Origin of the sequence: Streptomyces sp. NBC_00353, from assembly GCF_036108815.1 — a bacterium.
Taxonomy (GTDB): domain Bacteria; phylum Actinomycetota; class Actinomycetes; order Streptomycetales; family Streptomycetaceae; genus Streptomyces.
Map to the genome: position 1 here is coordinate 7,884,361 of NZ_CP107985.1, position 18,443 is coordinate 7,902,803.

18 protein-coding genes are annotated in these 18,443 nt (G+C 71.1%); 7 read left to right on the forward strand and 11 right to left on the reverse strand.

What is annotated here, in order from left to right; all coding sequences use genetic code 11:
• Positions 1–14: 14 nt before the first annotated feature.
• From OHA88_RS35510 to OHA88_RS35540, 7 genes are all read right to left on the reverse strand, one after another.
• A complete protein-coding gene (locus tag OHA88_RS35510; RefSeq protein WP_267006084.1) occupies positions 15–452 on the reverse strand; it encodes an SPW repeat protein in 438 nt (145 codons plus the stop codon).
• A 110-nt stretch (positions 453–562) separates the two neighbouring features.
• Entirely contained in the window at positions 563–1,522 is a 960-nt protein-coding gene (locus OHA88_RS35515) for an ADP-ribosylglycohydrolase family protein (RefSeq protein WP_328628515.1), read from the reverse strand.
• Positions 1,523–1,526: 4 nt separating this feature from the next.
• Positions 1,527–3,056 (reverse strand): amino acid permease, encoded by a 1,530-nt coding sequence (locus OHA88_RS35520; protein ID WP_328628516.1) that lies wholly within the window; start codon positions 3,054–3,056, stop codon positions 1,527–1,529.
• Between the two features lie 43 nt (positions 3,057–3,099).
• On the reverse strand, positions 3,100–4,119 hold the full coding sequence (locus OHA88_RS35525; protein ID WP_328628517.1) for an isopenicillin N synthase family dioxygenase: 1,020 nt from the start codon (positions 4,117–4,119) through the stop codon (positions 3,100–3,102).
• A complete protein-coding gene (locus tag OHA88_RS35530) occupies positions 4,119–4,967 on the reverse strand; it encodes a hypothetical protein (protein ID WP_328628518.1) in 849 nt (282 codons plus the stop codon). Before OHA88_RS35530 ends, OHA88_RS35525 begins: the two co-directional genes overlap by 1 nt.
• Positions 4,968–5,155: 188 nt before the next feature.
• Positions 5,156–5,800, reverse strand: coding sequence for a fasciclin domain-containing protein (locus OHA88_RS35535; RefSeq protein WP_328628519.1), 645 nt, complete (start codon positions 5,798–5,800; stop codon positions 5,156–5,158).
• Between the two features lie 87 nt (positions 5,801–5,887).
• On the reverse strand, positions 5,888–7,423 hold the full coding sequence (locus OHA88_RS35540) for a molybdopterin-dependent oxidoreductase (RefSeq protein ID WP_328629869.1): 1,536 nt from the start codon (positions 7,421–7,423) through the stop codon (positions 5,888–5,890).
• 279 nt (positions 7,424–7,702) lie between these two features.
• On the opposite strand from OHA88_RS35540, the gene OHA88_RS35545 reads away from it, so the two are divergent.
• Genes OHA88_RS35545 through OHA88_RS35560 form a run of 4 tightly spaced genes read left to right on the forward strand, consistent with a single transcriptional unit; the run spans position 7,703 to position 11,788 of the window.
• The gene (locus tag OHA88_RS35545; RefSeq protein ID WP_328628520.1) at positions 7,703–8,980 is read left to right on the forward strand and encodes an NAD(P)/FAD-dependent oxidoreductase; all 1,278 of its coding nucleotides are present in this window, start codon (positions 7,703–7,705) and stop codon (positions 8,978–8,980) included.
• Complete coding sequence (locus OHA88_RS35550; protein ID WP_328628521.1) at positions 8,977–9,726, forward strand: DUF1365 domain-containing protein; 750 nt, start codon at positions 8,977–8,979, stop codon at positions 9,724–9,726. The genes OHA88_RS35545 and OHA88_RS35550 overlap by 4 nt, the downstream gene beginning before the upstream one ends.
• On the forward strand, positions 9,726–10,997 hold the full coding sequence (locus OHA88_RS35555) for a class I SAM-dependent methyltransferase (RefSeq protein ID WP_328628522.1): 1,272 nt from the start codon (positions 9,726–9,728) through the stop codon (positions 10,995–10,997). Before OHA88_RS35550 ends, OHA88_RS35555 begins: the two co-directional genes overlap by 1 nt.
• Positions 10,994–11,788, forward strand: coding sequence for a DUF1295 domain-containing protein (locus OHA88_RS35560; protein ID WP_328628523.1), 795 nt, complete (start codon positions 10,994–10,996; stop codon positions 11,786–11,788). Before OHA88_RS35555 ends, OHA88_RS35560 begins: the two co-directional genes overlap by 4 nt.
• A gap of 18 nt (positions 11,789–11,806) precedes the next feature.
• Here the strand turns inward: OHA88_RS35560 and OHA88_RS35565 are convergent, their stop codons facing one another.
• Genes OHA88_RS35565 through OHA88_RS35575 form a run of 3 tightly spaced genes read right to left on the reverse strand, consistent with a single transcriptional unit; the run spans position 11,807 to position 14,539 of the window.
• Positions 11,807–13,171, reverse strand: a complete 1,365-nt coding sequence (locus tag OHA88_RS35565) for a cryptochrome/photolyase family protein (protein WP_328628524.1) — start codon at positions 13,169–13,171, stop codon at positions 11,807–11,809.
• Between the two features lie 13 nt (positions 13,172–13,184).
• Positions 13,185–13,958 (reverse strand): anti-sigma factor, encoded by a 774-nt coding sequence (locus tag OHA88_RS35570; protein WP_328628525.1) that lies wholly within the window; start codon positions 13,956–13,958, stop codon positions 13,185–13,187.
• Entirely contained in the window at positions 13,955–14,539 is a 585-nt protein-coding gene (locus OHA88_RS35575; protein WP_328628526.1) for a sigma-70 family RNA polymerase sigma factor, read from the reverse strand. The genes OHA88_RS35570 and OHA88_RS35575 overlap by 4 nt, the downstream gene beginning before the upstream one ends.
• 190 nt (positions 14,540–14,729) lie before the next feature.
• On the opposite strand from OHA88_RS35575, the gene OHA88_RS35580 reads away from it, so the two are divergent.
• The 3 genes from OHA88_RS35580 to OHA88_RS35590 all read left to right on the forward strand — a co-directional run bounded on the left by OHA88_RS35580 (position 14,730) and on the right by OHA88_RS35590 (position 17,421).
• Positions 14,730–15,392, forward strand: coding sequence for a PadR family transcriptional regulator (locus OHA88_RS35580; protein ID WP_328628527.1), 663 nt, complete (start codon positions 14,730–14,732; stop codon positions 15,390–15,392).
• Positions 15,393–15,631: 239 nt separating this feature from the next.
• On the forward strand, positions 15,632–16,645 hold the full coding sequence (locus tag OHA88_RS35585) for an ATP-binding cassette domain-containing protein (RefSeq protein WP_328628528.1): 1,014 nt from the start codon (positions 15,632–15,634) through the stop codon (positions 16,643–16,645).
• Positions 16,642–17,421: an ABC transporter permease gene (locus OHA88_RS35590; protein WP_093930022.1), complete on the forward strand. Its 780-nt coding sequence runs from the start codon at positions 16,642–16,644 to the stop codon at positions 17,419–17,421. Before OHA88_RS35585 ends, OHA88_RS35590 begins: the two co-directional genes overlap by 4 nt.
• Before the next feature lie 155 nt (positions 17,422–17,576).
• Here the strand turns inward: OHA88_RS35590 and OHA88_RS35595 are convergent, their stop codons facing one another.
• Positions 17,577–18,419, reverse strand: coding sequence for a siderophore-interacting protein (locus OHA88_RS35595; protein WP_328628529.1), 843 nt, complete (start codon positions 18,417–18,419; stop codon positions 17,577–17,579).
• Between the last annotated feature and the right edge of the window lie 24 nt (positions 18,420–18,443).

Here is an 18,443-nt window from a genome sequence, read left to right on the forward strand (position 1 = left end):
CCGCCGGGCAGGTGCTAGGTCCGACTGCTCTTCATCGAGGCACCGACGCATACCAGCCCGAGCAGCAGCGCCAGACCGCCGATGACGACGTTGTTGATGATGACGCCCATGTCGGGGCTGCTGCCGACGATCCACGGCGACAGGATCATCCAGATGCCCATGGCGCAGATGGCCCAGCTCAGGCCGTACATCCGGGCCGGCATCACGGTGAACCCGAGTCCCAGCACCGCGATCGCGATCCCCATGATCAGGTTGTGCTGCACGAGTGTGGGCTGGCTCGCGGTGAAGTGGAGCACCCAGGGCGAGATGGCGCAGTAGAGGCCGACGAGGAACACCGGTCCGTCCACGAGTGCCACATCGCGACCGCCGAGCATGCGGGCATAGCGTTCCCGCATTTCGGAAACATCCGGGTGACTGGTTATGTCAGCGCGGGTGTGTGAGACGTTGGACATGAGAGTCGTCTCCTTCGATCCTGCAGGCCCGACCGCGGAGGGTGAAGTGCGGTAGGCGCCTCCTCCCACCATTCTGCGCTTATATAGGCCTTATGTGCATGTTTCGGCCCCTAGGAACTGTGCGAATCCAGGCCATGGGCCAGGGCCGTCAGCTCTGCCGTTCGCAGGACCCGGCCCCCGTACCCCGGCAGCGGGACATGCAGCGGCTCCGTCCAGCGCGACGGGATCGCATCCCTCCCGTGCACCGCCCCGGCCAGGCCGCCGGTGACGGCCGCGACCGTGTCGGTGTCCCCGCCCACGTCGATGGCGGCCGCCAGCGCGGCCTCGAAGGTACGTGTCGTACGCAGCGCCCAGACAGCGGTGCCCAGACACGGCCACACCGCCCCGTTGAACTCCGTCGCCAGGCCGGGGTGCCAGTCGGGCGCGAGGACCGTCGCCCAGCGTTCGCGCTGGTCGTCGTGTACGGCGGCGAGGGCGCCCGGGAGGGCGGTGAGCGGGTCGTCGCCGTTCAGTGCCACCCGGATCAGGTCATGGAGGACGGCGGTGCCCTCCCAGGCGGCCCGGTCGCCGTGCGTCAGTGCCGCGATCCGGCGGGCGGCGTCCATTGTCGCCGCCCGCGCCGCCGGCTCCGGGCCGTCGGCTCGGGCGAAGTACACGGCAGAGGTCGCCGCCCGCATGAGCGAACCGTTGCCCGCCGCACGCCCGTCGACCTGGAAGTGGAGTGCGGCGGCCAGGTCCCAGGGATCGCCGCTCGTCAGGACGTACTCGGTCTGCAGGCCGATGTCCTTCGGCTCACCCGCCGCCCACCGCCGGAACCTGCCGAACATGTCGGCGAGGTCGAGCCCGTCCCGCGCCAGCAGGGACTCACCGACCAGGACAGCCATCTGGGTGTCGTCCGTCGCCTCGCCCGGATCCCAGCCGCCGCCCCCGCACATCGCGCCGACGCCCTCCGGGAACCGGGTCGTGTACACGCCGGCGGGACCGAACTCGAACGGCGCCCCGAGCGCGTCCCCGACCGCCGATCCGACGACGGCGCCCACCACCCGGTCCTGCCTGCTCCCCTGGTCCATGGGGTCAGCGTAGGGAGACCGAGCTGCTCCGGTACACCCGATATGCCGCGCCCACCAGGACCGTCGCGGTCAGGAACAGGACCGTGAACCACTGGAAGTACCAGTGCCCGCCCGCAGGGTCGTACACCGCGGCCCGCGGCCAGGCCAGATTGACGGTCATCACCAGCCCGTACAGCAGCGCGAGCGCGTTGACGGCAATGCCCCAGCGGCCCAGCGAGAACAGCGGCCGGCCCGTCTCGTCCACGGCGTCCGTCCGCGCGGCGAACGTACCGCGCAGCCGGCGGACCAGCAGCGGACCCGTCACCATCGAGTACGCGAGGTACAGCATCACTATGCAGGTGGTGCCGATCGCCAGGAACGCCTCGGGCGAGGCGAAGTTGAGCAGCAGCAGGACCGCCGAGAGCACGCCCACGACGACGGCAGGGGCTGTCGGCATACCGGTACGCGCGTTGACCTTCGACAGCAGACCGGAGCACGGCAGCCGGCCGTCGCGGGCCATCGAGAACAGCATCCGGCAGGCCGCCGTCTGCACGGCGAGGGTCGCCACGGCGATGGCGATCACCACGTCCACCAGGAGCACCCGGCCGACTCCGTCGCCGAGACTGCTGGTCAGCACGTAACTCATGCCGTCGACCGCGAGATGACCGTCGGTCAGGCTGGGCGCCGCCAGCAGCCCGCCCAGCACCAGCAGCCCGCCGAGCAGACCGGCCGCGCCCAGGGCGGAGAGGATGGTGCGCGGTGCGGTACGGCGCGGGTCGCGGGTCTCCTCGCTCATCTCGCCCGCGCTGTCGAAGCCGATCATGACGTACGCGGCCGTGAACGAACCCACCAGCAGCGCGCCGAACGCGCCCGTCCCGGCGCCTCCGGTATGGAAGGTGACGGACGGGGTGCGTTCCGAGTGGGTGAGGAGCAGCACCACGATCAGCACGGCGCCGATGATCTCGGCGGTGACACCGACCCGGTTGATGAGGGACATCACGCGGTTGTCGACGATGTTCACCAGCGTGGTGAGGACCAGCAGGATGGTGCCGAGCAGCGCCGCGTTCATGGCACCCGTCGGGGACAGCGGTGCGGGGTCGCCGCCGATCAGCTGGAACCCCGACCAGATGGGCGGCATCACCATCTGCAGGGCCAGCGCGGCCGCGGCGACCACCACGATCTGGCCGATGACCATGATCCAGCCCGCGAACCAGCCGAAGGCCGGGTTGGACAGCCGCGACGACCACTGATAGATCGCGCCGGATATCGGGTAGCGGGCGGCGAGTTCGGCGAAGCAGGCGGCGACCAGCAGCTGGCCGATCAGCACCGCGGGCCACGCCCAGAAGAAGACCGGGCCGCCGAAGGAGTAGCCGACGGCGAAGAACTGGAACACCGTCGTCAGCACCGAGATGAACGAGAAGCCCGCGGCGAACGAGGCGTAGCGGCCGAGGCTGCGGTGGAGCTCCTGGCGGTAGCCGAACTCCTGGAGGGGAGAGCCGGATTCGGCGGGTACGGGTGGATCGGGGAGTACGTCGGTGGGGGCGGTGACGGACATGGCAGCACCTGCTCTCAGGGACGGGGAGGGGAAGGGAGGGTGTTCAGGAACGAGGGGCGTGGCGTGCTTCCTGGCCGAACGACGAGAGGGGCAGGGCGCCCGTGGGCAGCGTCGTCGCGCCGTCGGCCAGTCGTCGCCCGAGGTAGCCGAAGGTCTGGACGGTCTGCGCGTAGAGGTGCTCGCCGGCGACGACACCGGGGCGCGCGGGCCTGCCGGGACCGGTGAAGGCGGGCAGCGGGGCGATGGGGGTGTCGTAGTCGACTGTGCAGAACAGCGGGAAGGAGTAGCGCTCCTCGGTGACCTTGCGAACCCGGTGGGAGGTGGCGGCGAACTCGCCGTTGGTCCAGAGCTCCAGCAGGTCACCGGTGTTGACGACGAAGCAGTCGTCCAGGGGCGGTGCGTCGATCCACTCGCCGGCGCCGTTCATCACCTCCAGGCCGGGGGCGGTGGGGCGCAGCAGGGTGAAGCATTCGTAGTCGGTGTGGGCGCCGATGCCGGGGCGGTCCTCCGCCGTCGGGTCGTACGGGTAGTGGATCAGCCGGAGCTGGCTGGTGGGCCGGGTGAGATACGGGGCGAACGCGTCCCGGGGCAGACCGAGCGCCTCGGCGAAACCGCCGAACAGGGTGTGGCCCAGGGCGAGGACGGCGTCGTACCAGGCGGTGACCGGCTCACGGAACCCGGACAGTGCCGGCCACTGGTTGGGGCCGAGCAACGGACCGGTGGCGTCGGGGAGTTCGAGGGAGAGGTCGAAGGCCTCCTTGCGGTCGGCGGTGGCGCCAGCGAAGACTTCCTCGCCCTCGGGGACGTAACCGCGATGGTTGGACGACTTCCCGATCCAGCAGGCCATCTTCTCCTCGACGGGCCGGGCGAAGAACGCCTTCGCGGCGTCGAGCAGCCGGTCGAAGAGCGCGGGGTCGATGCCGTGCCCCGAGAGGTAGAGGAAGCCGGTGTCACGGGCGGCGCGTCCCAACTCGGCCACGGCGTGGGCGCGTTCTTCGGGGCGGCCGGTGCGCAGGGCCGTGATGTCCACGACCGGGAGCTCGGTGAAGGAGGTCGGGGACATCAGCGGAGGCCTTCCGGTGCGGGCGCGGACGCGGCGAGGGCAGTGGTTCCGGTGGAGTGGAGCGCGGCGAGGAGTCCCTCGGCGGCGGTGATCTCGAAGGCCCGGGTGTACGGGGTGCCGTCGGGCCGTGCGTCGCTCACCAGCAGTCCCGCGCAGCCGTCGAGCGCCGGGTCCGGTGCGGCGCCCACACGGTGGGGCAGCGTCGAACGCTCGACGGTCCACCGGCCGTGCTCGATCCGCCCGAGGGAGAGCTCGAAGTCGAGCAGGGCACGGGCCCGGCCGATGTCGGCGGCCCCGCGTACCAGTTCGGTCAGCGAGGCGTCGGCGGGCAGCGGTTCGGCGCGGTCGCGCACCTGGGCGAACCGGTCGCCGGCCCGGACCAGCAGGCCCGTGCAGCCGGTCTCCGGATCGAACAGCTCGACGGCGGCGGACGGCCCGGCGGTGCGCACCGGGCGCCAGTGTTCGAGGTACGCGACGTGCACGCCCGTCTCGACGAGCACGGCGCCCTCGCGGCGCAGCCGCCCGGCGTCCGGGAGTCCGACGGGGCCGAAGTCGAGGGTGCGGGCCCAGTGGAACACGTCGGAGCGCTGCCGCAGCCGCCCCGCGAAGGCCTCCTGGCGGGTGAGTGCGAGAAGCTCCTCGAAGCGGAGCCGGGACAGGGAGGCGACGCCGGGGTGGCGGGGGTGGTTCGCGGGCTGTCGCAGATCCGCGTACCGGGCAGGACCCTGCACCCAGGTCACTGCAGTGGTGGTGTCCCGGCGCCCGTCCGCGTCGACGAGCAGCGAACGGTGCCAGACACCGGTCAGTTCGGGGACGGACGGCGGGAGGGGGTGCGGCTTCGCGGACATGGCGGCCCCTTGCGGCGCAGCGGCCGGAGCCGCATTCCTGTCGGATGACAGAAATTAGGGAGAGCCTGTTTCCGCTGAATGACACGGCCGTGTCCGTGCGGCGCCGAAGTGCTCACTGCGGTCGGGCACGGCAGAGACCGGCCGGGGCGGTGACGCAGCCCCGGCCGGTCGGTGGTGACCCTGTGACGCTACTGCGGGGGCATCAGGACGGTGTCGACGATGTACACCGTGGCGTTGGCGGTCGGGACATTGCCGCAGACGACCTTCGAGGTGTCGTTCACCGTGTAGGCCATGTCCGAGCCGGAGGTCGTCAGCTCGCTCTTGGCCAGCGTGGCGAATGAGCCCTTGTCCAGCTGTTGCGGCGCCAGCTTCTGACCCACCACGTGATACGTCAGGACCTTGGTGAGCTGCTCCTTGTCCGCCAGCAGCTTGTCCAGGTCGGCCTGCGGGATCTTGGCGAACGCGTCATTGGTCGGGGCGAACACGGTGACGTTCTGCGCGTTGTTCAGGGTGTCGACCAGACCGGCCTTCTTCACCGCGGTGACCAGGGTCGAGAGCGCCGGGTTGTGCGAGGCTGCCGTGGCGACCGGGTCCTTCGCCATGCCCGCGAAGCTGCCCGCACCGTCCTTCGGCACGGACGAACAGGCCGGTCCGAACGGCTCGTTCATATCCATCGACTCGCTCGCAGCGGCCGACGGCGATGTCTTGGCCGCGCTTGCGGTGGAGCCGGACGAGGCGTCCTTGGAGTCGCTGGAGCAGGCTGTCAGGGCCAGCGGCAGAAGCGCGGCGGCGGAGACGGCAACGGCGGCACGGCGAAGGTGCAGAGGGGTCATGTGATTCTCCTGAAGCGAGATGCGCGAGGCGCGCGAGACGGTTGAGAGCGAAGGAGTGAATGAAGGTGCGTGTGGGGGGTGTTCGGGTCAGGACACGTCGACCACCACCGAGTGCCAGCCGGTCGCACCGTCCGGGACGGTGCCGACGCGTTCGCCTGTCTGGGTGGCCCCGGTCCCGTCGGTCGCACGGACCTCCAGCGTGTGGTGGCCGGAGGTGGCCGGCCACTCCCACACCCACTGGCGCCAGGTGTCCCGGTTGTCCTGGGCCGCGAGCCGGGCCGGATGCCACGCGCCGCCGTCGACTCGGACCTCCACCCGGGAGATCCCCCGGTGCTGGGCCCAGGCCACCCCGGCGACGGGCACGATGCCGGGCTTCGGCGAGGCGAACGGACGCGGTGTGTCGATCCGGGACTCCGTCTTGACCGGCGCCTGCCGGGACCAGCTGCGCCTGACCCAGTAGGCGTCGTACGAGGCGAACGTCGTCAGCTCGATGTCTTTGATCCACTTGCAGGCCGAGACGTACCCGTACAGTCCCGGCACCACCATGCGGACCGGGAAGCCGTGCGCGAACGGCAGGGGTTCGCCGTTCATGCCGAGGGCGAGGATCGCGTCGCGCCCGTCCATGACCGTCTCGACCGGCGTGCCGATCGTCATGCCGTCGACGGAACGCGCCACGATCTGGTCGGCGGGACCGCCCCGCGAAGGCGGTTTCACCCCGGCTTCACGCAGCAGATCGGCCAGCCGCACACCGATCCACCGGGCATTGCCCACGTACGGGCCGCCGACCTCGTTGGAGACGCACGCCAGGGTGATGTCGCGCTCGATGATCTCCCGCCCCAGCAGGTCCTGGAAGCTGACCGTGAGAGGGCGGGCGACTCCCTTGCCGTGGATCCGCAGCCGCCACGAACCGGCGTCGACGCGCGGCACGACCAGGGCGGTGTCCACCCGGTAGAAGCTCTTGTTCGGAGTGATGAACGAGCTCAGCCCGCGAATCCGCAGATCCGCCCCGGGCGGCACGGCGGGCGCCGGGGACTCGGGTACCGGGAGGACGAGGTCATGCCGTGAGGCGGCGGCGCCGGCCTGGACGGAGGACGTCAGCCGCCGCCCCAGGAACCCCGCACCGGCCGAGGCCGCCGCCGCAGCGGTCGCCGCGATCACGAAACCGCGCCGGTCGAAGGAGCCGTCCCCCTGCCCGTCCCTCGCTCCAGCCGCGGGAGAGGGACGGGGCACCGGGCCGAGCCGTCCGACCAGGAGATACAGCACTCCCGCGGCCACCACGGCACCCACCACCGAGGGCAGGGCATCGGCAGGGCTGCCTTCCGGCCGCCCCACCGCCGCCACCGCCCCGACCACACCGAAGACCAGAACGGCCGCCGAGCCGAGCAACCGGTGCCGCGACGCCAGGATCCCGACGGCCACGGCGAATACCGCCAGCAGCGCCAGGATGCCCAGTTGGAGCACCAGTTTGTCGGCGGTGCCGAAGTGCCGTACGGCGAAGTCCTTCACGGCCGGGGGAGTGCGGTCGATGACCGCCCCGCCCACCGCCGCGACCGGACCCGCCTCCGGACGTACGACAGCCGAGGCCAGTTCGGCCACGGCCAGGGCGCAGAACCCGGCGATCAGACCGCTGAGCCCGGCGAAACCGGCGCGTGTCCAGCGGGACCGCCGGGACCCGGTGGCCCCGTGCTCCTGCACATCGTTCTGTTCTTCGCTCACATCTGGGGTTCGTCACCGGACGGCCCGCGGATTGGTCCGTCACCCGATCGAAGGAGAAGCGGTCCTCGACCAATCCCTCACGGCGCCGGCCACGAATCACCTTCGAGGGGCCCTGCGAGAGGGCCCGTTCGGCGCACACCGGGCTCCGCCCGGCAGGGGTCGGCACCGAGGACCGGAGGAACCGGCATGGCACGGAAGCGGCGGCGGACAGCCGTGGTGGGCGGCGGGGTGGCGGGACTGACCGCCGCGCATGTGCTCGGCCGGGCGCACGAAGTGACGCTGTACGAGTCCGACGAACGGATCGGAGGTCATGCACACACCCATGACCTCGCCGCTTCCGACGGACAAATGCACCGCGTCGACTCGGGATTCATCGTGCACAACAGGCGTACGTACCCGTACCTTCTGCGGCTCTTCGCCGAACTCGGCGTGGCCACGCAGGAGTCCGAGATGAGCATGTCCATACGGTGCGAGGGCTGCGGTATCGAGTACGCAGGCGGCCGCGGGCCCGCCGGGCTACTGGCCCGGCCGCGCACCGCACTGCGCGCCCCCTACCTCCGGATGCTGGCCGAAGTGCCACGCTTCCACCGCGCGGCACGGTCGCTCCTCGACACCGGGGACGAGGGCGAGGGCTGCGGGCCCACCCTCGGGGAGTTCGCCGCGCGCGGCCGCTTCTCCCCGTACTTCACCGCCCATTTTCTGACTCCGCTGGTCTCCGCGGTCTGGTCCTGCGACCCGGTGACGGCGATGCGGTACCCGGCCCGCTACCTGTTCCGGTTCCTCGACCACCACGGGATGCTCGCCATCGGCGGCTCCCCGGTCTGGCGGACCGTGACCGGCGGGTCGCGGGAGTACGTCGACCGAGCCGTCAAACAGCTCGCCGCCGTACGGACCTCCACCCCGGTGCGGGCGGTGCGACGCCACCCGGACGGTGTCGACATCGTCACCGAGGACGGCGCCACGGAGGTGTACGACGCCGTGGTCGTCGCCACCCACCCCGACCAGGCGCTGCGCCTGCTCGCCGACCCCAGCGACGAGGAACGGCGCACCCTCGGCGCGTTCCGTTACTCCCGCAACCCCACGCTGCTGCACACCGATGTCTCCCTGCTCCCGCGCAGCCGTGGCGCCCGCGCCTCCTGGAACTATCTGATGCCGTCCTGCGAGGCGACCGCCGACCGGGTCACCGTCAGCTACGACATGAACCGGCTCCAGCGGCTCCGGGCCCAGGACACCTATGTCGTCACGCTGAACGGGGCCGACCGCGTCGACGAGCATCGGGTCCTCGCCCGCATGGTTTACGAACACCCCGTCTACACACCGGAGTCGGTCACCGCCCAGGCCAGGCTGCCTGCCCTGTCCGGACCGGTCATCGCTTACGCGGGGGCGTACCACGGCTGGGGATTCCACGAGGACGGCTGCCGTTCCGGCGCGCAGGCGGCCGCGGCCCTGGGGGTGACGTGGTGAAGGGGCGCGATGTCCCTCTCCCGGCGAACGCCCTGTATCCCTGCACCATCACGCACGTCCGGACCTCCCCCCGGCGGTATGCGCTCCGCCACCGCACCTACCTGTGGCTGATCGACCCCGACGACCCGCCGCGCGTGCCATCCGCCCTTCGCCCGCTGGCCCGCTTCGATCCGCGCGACCACTTCGGCGGTACGGCCCCGACGATCCGGGCCGGTCTCGAACGCTTCCTCACCGCCCGGGGCGTCGACCTCGCCGACGGCACCGTACGGATGCTCACCCAGGCGCGGGTCTTCGGCCATGTGTTCAACCCGCTGACCGTCTACTGGTGCCACCGGAGCGACGGCAGCCCGCTCTGCACGGTCGCCGAAGTGCACAACACCTACGGGGAACGGCACTGCTATCTGCTTCGCCCGGACGGCGCCGGTCACGCGCGGACCGGCAAGGAGTTCTATGTGTCGCCGTTCTTCCCCGTCGACGGCGGCTACCGGATGCGGCTGCCCGAACCGGGCCCCCGGCTCGATCTGACGGTCCATCTGGAACACGGCAGCGCACGCCCGTTCACCGCGACCGTACGCGGCACGCGACGCGCCGCCGGCCCGGGGGCCCTGCTCCGGGCGGCCGTCCGCCACCCGTGGCCCACCCTCGTCGTCTCCGCGGCGATCCGGTTCCACGGCATCCGGCTGTATCTGCGCGCAGTGCCCGTACAGCCCCGTCCTCACCACCGCACACAGGAAGGCATGCAGTGATGGTGTCCACTTCCCCGTCCCCTCTGCACCGGTCGTCGGCCATCGATCCGGAACGCTGGCCCGACGTCGTCACCCTGCCCCCGGCCGCCCGCCTGCGCACCGCCGTCGCCGAACGGGTCGTCCGGCACGCGCTGGCCCGGCTGCCGCTGCGCGCCCGGATCAACGGCGGCGCGGACGTAGGACTCGGCGGACCGACGATCGAGATCCATGACCCCGCCGCGTTCTTCGGCCGCATCGGCGCGAGCGGACTCATCGGCTTCGGCGAGTCCTACATGGCGGGCGAATGGGACGCACCCGACCTGGTCGGTGTGCTGTCCGTCCTGGCCGGCCACGCCGCCACGCTCGTACCCGAACCGCTGCAACGGCTGCGCGGGATATGGGCGCCGCGCCGGCCCGGCGGACAGCTCGGCACCCCGGAGGCCGCCCGGTCCAACATCAGCCACCACTACGACCTGTCCAACGAGCTCTTCGCTCTCTTTCTCGACGAGACCCTGACCTACTCCTCGGCCGTCTTCCGCGGCTTTCCCGCAGACCCCGCCCAGTTGCCCGCCGCCCAGCACCGCAAGATCGACCGGCTGCTCGATCTCGCTGCCGTCGGAACCGGCACCGAGCTCCTCGAAATCGGCACCGGCTGGGGTGAGCTGGCCGTCCGCGCCGCCGCGCGCGGCGCCCGCGTCGTCACCGTGACGCTCTCCCGGGAGCAGCAGGAACTGGCCCGCGCCCGGATCCGCGACGCCGGGTTCGAGGACCGCGTCGATGTCCGGCTCTGCGACTACCGGCAGATCACCGGCGTGTACGACGCGGTGGTCAGCGTCGAGATGGTCGAGGCGGTCGGCGAGACGTTCTGGCCGGTGTACTTCCGGACCCTGGAGGAGCGGCTGGCCCCGGGCGGCCGGATCGCGCTTCAGGCCATCACCATGCCGGACGACCGGATGCGCGCCACCCGGAACACCTTCACCTGGATCCAGAAGTACATCTTCCCCGGTGGACTGCTGCCCTCCACCCAGTCGATCGAGCGGACCACCGCCGAGCACACCGGGCTCCGCATCGAGCACCGGTTTCCTTTCGGGATGCACTACGCCGAGACGCTGCGGCTGTGGCGCGAACGGTTCGAGGCGCGTACCGCCGAGATCGACTCCCTCGGCTTCGACGCCGTCTTCCGCCGCATGTGGACCTTCTACCTCGCCTACTCCGAGGCGGGCTTCCGCTCCGGCTATCTCGATGTGCAGCAGATCGTGCTCACCCGGCCCCGGGAGGAGGCGGCGCGATGATGTGGCAGGCGTTCGGCGAAGGGCTCGGCGCCACCGCGGTCGCCGCCCTTGCCGTCATGCTCGCCACGTTCGCCGTCGCCCTGCGCAAAGGTGTGCACCGCGTGGTCGACGTGGCCTGGGGTGTCGCCTTCGCCGCCGTCGCCCTCGTCCCGTACATCCTGTCGGCGGGCGACGGGAACGGCGGCCGTCGGCTGCTGGTGACCGTGCTGACCGTTGTGTGGGGGCTGCGGCTGGCCGGGCACATCGCCCGGCGCGGCCGCGGACACGGGGAGGACCCGCGGTACGCGGCGATGCTTGCCAGGGCGCGGGGCAACCGTGAGCTGTACGCCCTGTGGAAGGTCTATCTGCTGCAGGGTGCACTGGTCTGGCTGATCTCGCTGCCTGTGCAGGCCGCGCAGTACCTGACCGGGCCGGTGGACGGCTGGGCCCGGGCGGGTACGGCCCTGTGGGCGGTGGGCTTCGGCTTCGAAGCGGTCGGCGACCGGCAACTGGCCCGTTTCAAGGCCGATCCTGCCCACCGGGGACGGATCATGGACCGCGGGCTCTGGTCGTGGACCCGGCACCCCAACTACTTCGGTGACTTCTGCGTCTGGTGGGGACTGTTCCTGATCGTCTGCGCGGAGCCGGCCGCGGCGGCGGTCACACTCGTCTCGCCCTTGGTGATGAGTTTCCTGCTGATCCGGGGCAGTGGGAAAGCGCTGCTGGAACGGCATATGGCGGGGCGACCGGGCTATGCCGAGTACACCGCCCGGACCAGCGGGTTCTTCCCACGACCGCCGAGGAAGCGCTGAGCAGCCGGCAGCCAGTGGTCAGCCGAGGCCGCGCGCCCGCTCGAAGCGGGAGCGGGCCTCGGCCAGGTCCACCACCGGATCCGGATATCCGAGCCGCGCCCGGTCCGGACCGGTGAGCTTCCACGGCTCGTGGACCGCAGCGTCCTCCAGGCCTGCCAGCTCCGGCACCCAGCGCCGTACGTACGTGCCCCGCGGATCGAACCGCTTGCCCTGGACCACCGGATTGAGCACCCGGTTGGGTCGGGTGTCCGTACCGGTGCCCGCCACCCACTGCCAGTTGAGCTGATTGTTCGCCAGATCCCCGTCGACCAGGAGATCCAGGAAGTGACGGGCGCCGACGCGCCAGTCCACGTACAGCGTCTTCGTGAGAAAGCTCGCGACCAGCATCCGGCCCCGATTGTGCATCCAGCCCTCGTGCGCCAGCTGTCGCATCGCCGCGTCGACCAGCGGATAGCCGGTGAGTCCGGCACGCCACGCCTCGATCTCGTCGGGATCGGACCGCCACCGGTCGCCCCGCGGACGGTAGTCGGCCCATGCCGCGTCCTGCCGGGCGGCGAGGACCTGGTGGTGGAAGTCCCGCCAGGCCAGCTGCCGTACGAACGCGTCGGCGCCCGGTCCGCCCTTCTCCCGGGCCCGGTTCACCAGTTCGGCCGCGGAGAGGCAGCCGAAGTGCAGATACGGCGACAGCCGGGACGTCGCGTCCCCGCCGAGGTCGTCGTGGCCGGTCCCGTAGTCGGCCATCGGGCCGCGCAGCCAGGAGGCCAGCAGTCTGCGCCCTGCTGTCTCGCCGCCCTCGGCGAGACCCGGTGAGACGCCCGTGACCTCCGCTCGCGCCGGCAGCGGTGCGGACGTCGCGGTGTCCGGCACCCGTACCGTCCGGGGACCGGTCAGTGTGCCCCGTACCCCGGCAGCCTCCCAGCGGCGGAAGTACGGGGTGAACACCGCGAAATGGTCACGTCCCGCGGGGACGACCCGGCCCGGGGCGAGCGCGGTGACCACCGCGTCATGGACGTGCAGGGTGCAGCCGAGAGCCCCGAGGGCCGTACGCAGACGGTCCTCGCGTCTCCGCGCGTACCCGCTCACCCCGGCGGCGATGTGCAGACTCCGCGCACCCGTCTCCGCGACCACGGCGCATGCCGCGGGGACCACGTCGCCGCGGCGGACGACGAGCCGGCCGCCGCGGCGGCGCAGCTCCGCGTCGAGACCGACGAGGCAGTCGGCGAGGAACGCCCGCCGGTTCGGCGCGTCGAAGCCGGCCCGGCGGATGCCGTCGTCCTCGACGAAGAGGGGGACGACGGCGTCCGCCCCGCGCACCGCCGCGGACAGGACGGGGTTGTCGTGCAGCCGCAGATCGGAGGTGAACAGCGCCACCGAGACGGTCATGGCAGGGAGCCCCTCATGCGGTCGGGAAGGTCAGCAGCGCCAGCGGCGCGGACGTCGGCTGCGCGGAGCCGCCGGCCGGCTCGACGGTGACCCCTATCCCCGACGCCCCGTCGACCGGACCGTCCAGCAGCACGGTGTTGCTCGTCGCCGCCCGGTTCATCAGCCCCGCGGACCGCATGGTCCCGCCGTCGTCGAACCACAACTGGTACACCTTGCCGCTGGGGGGCGGCGCCATCCCCGAGGTCACGAACACGGCCCGGTTCTCGCTCTGCGAAACCACGACCGTGCCCTTCGCCCCGCCCTTCAGCGTGCCGGACCTCGTCCTCGCGTCCGGGGCCGCGAGGACCTGCGCCACCTGCTCGTTCTGCTGCTGTGCCCGGTGCGCCTCCTGCTGTGCGTCCTGGGCGACCCGGTTCTGCCACACCGCGATCCCGCCGAACCCGGCAGCGGCGGCCACCGCCGCGGCGAGTGCGAACTTCGGCCAGCGGCGGGCCCGTTGGGCGGAGGGGGCCGAGCGGGAGCGCCGGCCGTGCGACGGGGATTCCTGCCGCACCGTCGTGATCTCCCGCAGTACCCGGTCGCGCAGCTCGCGCGATGGGGCCGCGGACACCGCGAGCCCGAGCCGGGTGGCGGTCTCGGACAGCTCCCGCACCTCCACGGCGCAGGCCTCGCAGTCGCCGAGATGGCGTTCGAACTCCGCGCGCTCCGCGTCCGGCAGCGCGTGCAGGGCGTACGCCCCGGTCAGCGTGTGCAGTTCGGCCCCGCTCCTGCGATCCACCTTGTTCATGCGCTCACCCCGAGGCAGTCGCGCAGCCGGATCAGCCCGTCACGCAGTCGTGTCTTGATCGTCCCGAGCGGCGCGGCGAGGAGGTCCGCCACTTCGCGGTAGGTCAGACCGCGGTAGTAGGCCAGTGTGACGGACTGACGTTGCAGCTCGGTCAGGGTCCGCAGGCAGCGGCGTACCTGCTCCCGCTCCAGTCGGCTCTCGACCTGCTCGGTGACCTCGTCGAACTCCGGCGTACGGTCCAGCAGTGCCGCCCGGTGCTCCCGGGCCGTCGTCGCCTCGACGGAGCGCACCCGGTCCACCGCCCGGTGATGGGCCAGTGTCAGCACCCAGTTCATGGCGCTGCCGCGGGAGGCCTGGAAGCGCGGGGCGGTCCGCCACACCTCGACCAGCACTTCCTGCGCCACCTCCTCCGACTGCGCGGGGTCGCGCAGCACACTCCGTACAAGACCGAGGACCGGGCCGCAGACCGCGTCGTACACCCTGGCGAACGCATCCTGGTCGCCTCGGGCCACCATCTCCAGGAGCTCCTGGAGATCGGGCCCCGCCGATGGTGCTCCGCTGATCTGCACGGCTACTTTCACGCGGGCTTCCTCCCAGGTTGCGCATCGGTTCCGTGAGGTGATTCGGAGCCGACGGCAGCGCGGATTGGTCAGTGCGCGGAATCTTTCCACGCCGCCCCCAATTCGCGATACATCGTGGTTGACGTGTCGGGGCACTCGCGATATGTTCGCCCACGAGTATTCGATGGCGGAGTGAAGGGCGGTGGGGTCGGTGGCCAAGCGGCGCAAGCTCAGCAATCCACTGGCGCTGACGGTGATGGTGCTGCTCGCGGAGCGGTCCATGCATCCGTACGAGATCGCCCAGACGCTTCGTCGGCGCGGCAAGGAACACAGCGTCAAGATCAATTTCGGCTCGCTGTACACCGTCGTCCAGAACCTGGAGAAGCACGGTTACGTCGAGGTGGCCGGTGTTCAGCGTCAGGGCAACCGCCCCGAGCGCACGCTCTACGGCCTCACCGAGGCGGGGCGCGTCGAAATGGTCGACTGGCTCTCCGATCTGCTGGCTGCGCCGGCCGCCGAGTACCCGGTCTTCGAGACCGCGCTCTCGCTGCTGCCGGTGCTGCCGCCGGAGGACGTGGCGGAGCTGCTGGAGACCCGGGAGGCCGCACTGGAGCTCCAGTCCGCGGCGCTCCGGGGTGTCCTCGGCCGGCTGACGGAGAAACTGCCCCGGGTGTTCGTCGTGGAGACCGAGTACCAGCTCCACATGATCGACGCACAGCTGGAGTGGATCAAGAAATTCCGTACGGAGCTCGCCGACGCCACCATCAGCGGTATCGAGGAGTGGAAGTCCTTCCACGAGACCGGTGAAGTGCCGCAGGACTGGCAGGACCTGGACGAACAGGAGATCGTCCTCGACCCGGAGCGGAAGACGTAGCGCCGACGAGAACCGCAGAAGCAGCAGGAGCACTACCGGAGAAGAAGTACCGGAGACGAAGAAAGACCCTGGCAGGGGCTGTTGGAGCAGCGCCCGCCAGGGTCTCGAACCCCGGACCGGCCACGCCGTGAGGGCGAGCCAGGCGATCGAGGTGCGGCACACCCAGGATAGCCCGGCTCCTTTCACGCGGATCGGCTCGGCATGCCCGAACACCCCGCTGACCACAGGAGAGCTCCGTCATGAGCACCCGTGCGCCCGCAGTAGAGGCGCGACAACTGATCAAGACCTATCCCGGCGATGTCACCGCGCTGAACGGCATGGACCTCACCGTCGGCGCCGGCACGGTCTTCGGACTCCTCGGCCCCAACGGCGCCGGGAAGTCCACCACCGTGAAGATCCTCACCACCCTTGCCCGCCCGGACTCCGGAGCCGCGACAGTCGCCGGACACGACGTCCTGCGCCACCCCGACCGGGTCCGGCGCGCGATAGGTGTCGTCGCTCAGAAGTCGGGCGCCGACCCCGTCGCCACCGGCCGGGAGAACCTGGTGCTGCAGGGCAGGCTCTACGGGATGCGGGGCGCCGCGATCCAGCGCCGCGCCGATGAGCTCCTGGACCGCTTCGATCTCGCCGACGCCGCCAAGCGCCAGGTCAAGGGGTACTCCGGCGGCATGCAGCGCCGCCTCGACGTGGCGCTCGGCCTGGTCCACCGGCCCGAGGTGCTCTTCCTCGACGAGCCCACCACCGGACTCGACCCCGAGGCCCGGACGGCCATGTGGGACGAGATCTCCCGGCTGGCCGGCGACGAGGGCCTCACGATCGTGCTCACCACGCACTACCTGGAGGAGGCCGACCGGCTCGCCGAACGCATCGCGATCGTCGACCGCGGCCGGATCGTCGTCGAGGGCACCCCCGACGAGCTCAAGGGCGAACTCCGGGGCGACGCCGTCCACATGGAGCTGCGGGCCGACGGCGACCGTACGGCGATCACCGCCGCCCTCGCCGGAGTGCCCGGGGTGTACGAGGTGCTGGCCGACGGCCGTCGGGTGAGCGTCCGCGCCGAGGACGGCGCCGCCGCCGTCCCCGTACTGCTCACCGCACTGGAGCAGGCCGGTGCGTCGGTCGCCGCCGCCACCGTCGCCCGCCCCTCCCTCGACGACGTCTATCTGCGCTACGCCGGACGCCGCTTCTCCGAGGCCGAGGCCGCAGATGACGGGCAGGCCCCCGCTCCCATCGCCGCAGGAGGCGCCCGATGAGCAGCCAGACCCTCGCCCAGACCTGGTACATGACCCAGCGGCAGCTGATGGCGATCATCAGACAGCCGGTCTTCCTGGCGATCTCCCTGATCCAGCCGGTGATCTGGCTGTTCCTGTTCGGCAACCTCTTCAAGAAGGTCGTCGAGCTCGGCGGCTTCGGGACCACGTCCTATCTGGACTACCTGATCCCGGGCATCGTGGTGATGAGCGCCCTCGGATCGAGCATGTGGGCCGGGATGGGCACCCTGGAGGAGATCGAGCGGGGCACGCTCAACCGTTTCCTGACCACCCCGGTCAGCCGGAACGCGCTGATGAACGCCAACGTCGTGCAGAACGGCATCAGCACCGCCGTGCAGTCGGTGATCATCGTGCTGCTCGGCTGGGCCGCCGGTGCCACCTACCCCGGCGGGGCGGGCGGACTGCTGATCCTCCTCGTCGCGTCGATCCTGCTCGGTACGGTGTTCGGCGCGCTCTCCAACGCCTTGGGGATGCTGGTCCGCCAGCGTGAGTCGATCATCGGCATCAACACGTTTCTCCTGCTGCCGCTGACCTTCCTCTCGTCCTCGTTCATGGCGCCGAGTCAGATGCCGTCGTGGATGCGGCAGATCGCGGACTTCAACCCGGTCAACTGGGCGATGGTGGCGGGCCGTTCGGCTCTGACCGCAGATCCCGACTGGGGCCTGGTACTCAGCCGCGGGGGAGCGCTGCTGGTGCTCGCGGTGGCGGCGGTCTGGCTGTCGACCCGCACCTTCCGCTCGTACCAGAAGTCCGTCTGACGGTCAGGGGTGCGGCGGGGGTGACGACAGCGCCGTGTCACACGCACACCCCGGTCACCGTCCGGGAGTCGTGACAGGCACACGCCCCGGTCGCCGTCCGTCCTGGACGGCGACCGGGGCGTACGTACCCACAAGAGGGACCCGGGTGCGGTGGCCTACGCCGCGCGCTCCTGTTCGCGCTCCACCTGCTCGTTCCACTCCCGCTTCACCGAGCGCCAGGCGTCGTCGTTCTGGCCGAGGCGCCAGTAGCCGGAGATCGACAGCTGCGACAGCGGGATCTTCCGGTCGAGACGCAGGTACCGGCGGATCTCCTTCACGAACCCCGCCTCGCCGTGCACGAACGCCTGGACCTGGCCCGCGGGGAAGTCCAGCGACTTCACCGCCGCGGTGACAGCCTCGCCGACCGGGCGCTCGCCGCGGTGCAGCCAGGTGAGCTCCACCCCGTCGGCCGTCTCGATCTTCTGCTCCTCGGACGCGTCCGCCACCTCGATGTACGCGTGCGCCACCGCGCCCGTGGGCATCTGCTCCAGCGCGGCCGCGATCGCCGGCAGGGCGCTCTCGTCGCCGGCCAGCAGGTGCCAGTCCGCAGACGCGTCCGGCCCGTACCCGCCGCCGGGGCCCAGGAACGTCACCTGATCGCCAGGAGCCGCCCGCAGCGCCCACGGGCCGGCCAGGCCCTCGTCGCCGTGCACCACGAAGTCGATCGCCAGCTCCCGGGTGACCGGGTCCCAGGAGCGGACCGTGTAGGTGCGCGTGGTGGGCCACAGCTCGCGCGGGTACTCCTCGCGGATGCGGGCCATGTCGAACGGGTGCGCGTAGTCCGCGCCCTCGGGTGCGAAGCACAGCTTGACGTAGTGGTCGGTGAACCCGGACAGCGCAAATCCGGCCAGGCCGTCACCACCGAGTACCACGCGCACCATGTGCGGGGTGATCCGCTCGGTGCGCAGGACCTGGGCCCCCTGCGCCGTGGGTGCCTGCCGCGCCGGTCGTTCTGCCACGAGGTTCTCCCTGCTCCGAATGCT

What these genes read in the sequence shown, in the direction of transcription:
- OHA88_RS35510 (WP_267006084.1), bottom strand. Translation starts at nt 452, where the DNA reads ATGTCCAACGTCTCACACACCCGCGCTGACATAACCAGTCACCCGGAT.
- OHA88_RS35515 (WP_328628515.1), bottom strand. Translation starts at nt 1,522, where the DNA reads ATGGACCAGGGGAGCAGGCAGGACCGGGTGGTGGGCGCCGTCGTCGGA.
- OHA88_RS35520 (WP_328628516.1), bottom strand. Translation starts at nt 3,056, where the DNA reads ATGTCCGTCACCGCCCCCACCGACGTACTCCCCGATCCACCCGTACCC.
- OHA88_RS35525 (WP_328628517.1), bottom strand. Translation starts at nt 4,119, where the DNA reads ATGTCCCCGACCTCCTTCACCGAGCTCCCGGTCGTGGACATCACGGCC.
- OHA88_RS35530 (WP_328628518.1), bottom strand. Translation starts at nt 4,967, where the DNA reads ATGTCCGCGAAGCCGCACCCCCTCCCGCCGTCCGTCCCCGAACTGACC.
- OHA88_RS35535 (WP_328628519.1), bottom strand. Translation starts at nt 5,800, where the DNA reads ATGACCCCTCTGCACCTTCGCCGTGCCGCCGTTGCCGTCTCCGCCGCC.
- OHA88_RS35545 (WP_328628520.1), top strand. Translation starts at nt 7,703, where the DNA reads ATGGCACGGAAGCGGCGGCGGACAGCCGTGGTGGGCGGCGGGGTGGCG.
- OHA88_RS35555 (WP_328628522.1), top strand. Translation starts at nt 9,726, where the DNA reads ATGGTGTCCACTTCCCCGTCCCCTCTGCACCGGTCGTCGGCCATCGAT.
- OHA88_RS35560 (WP_328628523.1), top strand. Translation starts at nt 10,994, where the DNA reads ATGATGTGGCAGGCGTTCGGCGAAGGGCTCGGCGCCACCGCGGTCGCC.
- OHA88_RS35565 (WP_328628524.1), bottom strand. Translation starts at nt 13,171, where the DNA reads ATGACCGTCTCGGTGGCGCTGTTCACCTCCGATCTGCGGCTGCACGAC.
- OHA88_RS35570 (WP_328628525.1), bottom strand. Translation starts at nt 13,958, where the DNA reads ATGAACAAGGTGGATCGCAGGAGCGGGGCCGAACTGCACACGCTGACC.
- OHA88_RS35585 (WP_328628528.1), top strand. Translation starts at nt 15,632, where the DNA reads ATGAGCACCCGTGCGCCCGCAGTAGAGGCGCGACAACTGATCAAGACC.
- OHA88_RS35590 (WP_093930022.1), top strand. Translation starts at nt 16,642, where the DNA reads ATGAGCAGCCAGACCCTCGCCCAGACCTGGTACATGACCCAGCGGCAG.